The organism is uncultured Georgenia sp. (genome assembly GCF_937958535.1).
Lineage (GTDB): Bacteria > Actinomycetota > Actinomycetes > Actinomycetales > Actinomycetaceae > Oceanitalea.
In genome coordinates, this window is the sequence record NZ_CALGNQ010000102.1 from 1 (window position 1) to 2,532 (window position 2,532).

Here is a 2,532-nt window from a genome sequence, read left to right on the forward strand (position 1 = left end):
CTTGCGGCGCCGGTCGCCGTCACTACCGTGGCGGGTAGCCCGAGGGCCGTACCAACGACGTCGGGGAACGGGACGGGAGAGACGCCCGTGGAGGAGCAGGGACAGCCTGGTGACGTCCCCGGCCGACGCGCGCACCGCACCCCGCGGGCGGACCGGCGGCTGCGGCTGCGCGGTGTCGTCGTGCCCGCCGTCGCCGCCCTCGTCCTCGCCGCGTGCACCGGGGACGACCCGTCACCGGACCGGGGCACCGCCGTCCCGACCGATGACCTCACCGACGTCACCATTGGTGTGCTGCCGGTCCTGCCGACCGCCGCGGTCCAGCTCGGCATCGACGAGGGCATCTTCGCCGAGCACGGGTTCCGGGTGTCGCTGGAGACCGCCCAGGGCGGCGCCGACCTCCTGCCCCGGGTCACCGACGGCGAGCTGAAGTTCGCGCTGTCCAACCCGCTCAGCGTCATGCAGGCGCAGGCCGCGGACCGAGACGTCCGGGTGGTCACCGGGTTCTCCCACGCGCTCGCGACCGGCGAGGACATCACCTCCGTCTGGGCGCAGCAGGAGGCCGACATCGACGGACCGGCGGACCTGGAGGGGGCGACGGTCGCCGTCAACACCCGGCACACGATGGGTGAGCTGTCGATCAACGCCGTCGTCGCCGAGGCGGGCGGCGACCCGACGACCATCGAGTACGTCGAGATGGGGTTCCCGGACATGCCCGCCGCGCTCGAGCGCGGGGCCGTCGACGCCGCCTGGGCGCCGGAGCCGTACCAGACGGTCCTCCGGACCACCGGCGCCGCGCTCGTCACCTACAACTACCAGGAGACGCTGCCGGGCGTGCCCACCCTGGTGGTGGTGACGTCGGGGGCGCTGGCGGACGCGGACGCCGGCCTCGTCGCGGACTTCGCGGCGGCGGTCGACGAGGTCACCGCGTACGCCCAGGAGCACCCGGGCCTGGTACGCGAGACGCTGACGACCTTCCTCGACCTGGACCGCGAGCTGCTGTCGGAGGTGGTCCTCGAGGAGTTCGGTGCCGAGCCGGACCGCGCTGCCCTCGACACCCTGGCGGACCTGGCGCTCGAGCAGGGCATGCTGGAGGAGCCGGTCGACCTCGACGCCTTCCTGCCTTGATGCGGGCGGCGGGTGGGCGCCGGGCCGCGCGGGTCAGAGCCAGCGGGGCAGGTCGGGCAGGGCGCCGGTGGACGACGTCAGCCCGTCCGCCCCGCGGCCGGTGAGCCACCGGGCCAGGTCCGCGGCCGAGCCGCTGACGGGCGGCCCGCTGCCGTCGCCGGCGACCACCTCCTCGGCCCGGTCGGTGGGACGCAGGATGAGACCGAGGCGGGCCCCGCGCGCGATCTCGGCGTTGCGCTGCTCGGTGGAGGCGTACATGGGCGTCTCCACCCCGGTGCGGGCCCAGTGGCTCAGCCGGATGAGCGCGCGGGCGTTGTACCCGACGTGGGCGACGACGCTCGCCCGGTCCCAGCCGGGCAGCAGGCTCGGCCCGGTGAGTGCGCCGTCGTCCAGCCCGTCCAGCAGCCGGGCGAAGTAGGCGGTACCGCTGCGGACCCAGGCCGGCTCGTCGGTCGGGGCACCGGGTGCGTAGGTCATCGGTCCGCTCACCGCCAGTCACGCGTCGTCACGTCGCAGGCCCCACCGTATACCGGTATACCGGGCCGTCGGGCAGCACGGCCCGGCGGTTCGTCGTGGCGGCGGCTCAGACGTCGAGGACGATGGTCACCGGGCCGTCGTTGACGAGCGAGACGCGCATGTCCGCTCCGAAACGGCCCGTCTCCACGTGCACGCCGCGTTCCCGCAGCGCGGCGACGACGGCGTCCACCACCGGCTCGGCCACCTCCGCCGGGGCGGCACCGTTCCACGACGGCCGGCGGCCCTTGCGGACGTCGGCGTAGAGCGTGAACTGGGAGATGACGAGCACCGGGGCACCGACGTCGGTCACCGACCGCTCGCCGCGCAGGATGCGCAGGTCGGCGATCTTGCGGGCGGTCTTCTCCACCTCGGCCGCGCCGTCGTCGTGGGTGACGCCCACGAGCGCCACGAGCCCCTGCCCGGTGAAACCGCCCACCTGCTCGCCGTCGACGTGGACCGCTGCGCCGTCGACGCGCTGGATGACCGTCCTCACCAGCCCCCTCCCCCGCGCCGGCCACGGCCGTAGCCGCTGACCGCCGGCCGCACGTCGGTGAGGTAGATGGCCGCGGGAATGACGAGGATGATCGACAGGAAGCCGCCGGAGAGCGGCCCGGGCGGCACCGCGATGAAGCCGAGCGCGACGTTCACGGCGAGCACGACGAGCCAGAAGTTCTTCGTCCGCTTGCCCGCGTAGCTGAACGCCTGGGCCGGCTGGCGCAGGCAGTGCACCAGCGCCCACAGCTCGACCACGAAGGCTCCCAGCGCGAGGGCGAAGAACACGAGGAGCTGGAGGTCGCCGATCAATCCCACCGCTCGAGTCTAACGAGACGAGGGTGTCCCGCCGGAACGTGCGCTCTGGACACACACGTGAGCGCCGTTGGGAAGTGAGCG

3 protein-coding genes and 1 pseudogene are annotated in these 2,532 nt (G+C 73.9%); 1 reads left to right on the top strand and 3 read right to left on the bottom strand.

From position 1 onward, the window contains the following. The first annotated feature begins 87 nt into the window (after positions 1–87). On the top strand, positions 88–1,125 hold the full coding sequence (locus Q0195_RS05835) for an ABC transporter substrate-binding protein (protein WP_299275812.1): 1,038 nt from the start codon (positions 88–90) through the stop codon (positions 1,123–1,125). A gap of 204 nt (positions 1,126–1,329) precedes the next feature. On the opposite strand, the pseudogene Q0195_RS05840 reads toward Q0195_RS05835, so the two are convergent. The 3 genes and pseudogenes from Q0195_RS05840 to Q0195_RS05850 all read right to left on the bottom strand — a co-directional run. Then, positions 1,330–1,602 (bottom strand): annotated as a pseudogene (locus tag Q0195_RS05840) (maleylpyruvate isomerase N-terminal domain-containing protein); the annotation flags it as partial. Positions 1,603–1,708: 106 nt separating this feature from the next. Continuing rightward, a complete protein-coding gene (gene dtd / locus Q0195_RS05845) occupies positions 1,709–2,134 on the bottom strand; it encodes a D-aminoacyl-tRNA deacylase (protein ID WP_299275815.1) in 426 nt (141 codons plus the stop codon). After that, a complete protein-coding gene (locus tag Q0195_RS05850) occupies positions 2,131–2,451 on the bottom strand; it encodes a DUF2516 family protein (protein WP_299275817.1) in 321 nt (106 codons plus the stop codon). The genes dtd and Q0195_RS05850 overlap by 4 nt, the downstream gene beginning before the upstream one ends. Between the last annotated feature and the right edge of the window lie 81 nt (positions 2,452–2,532).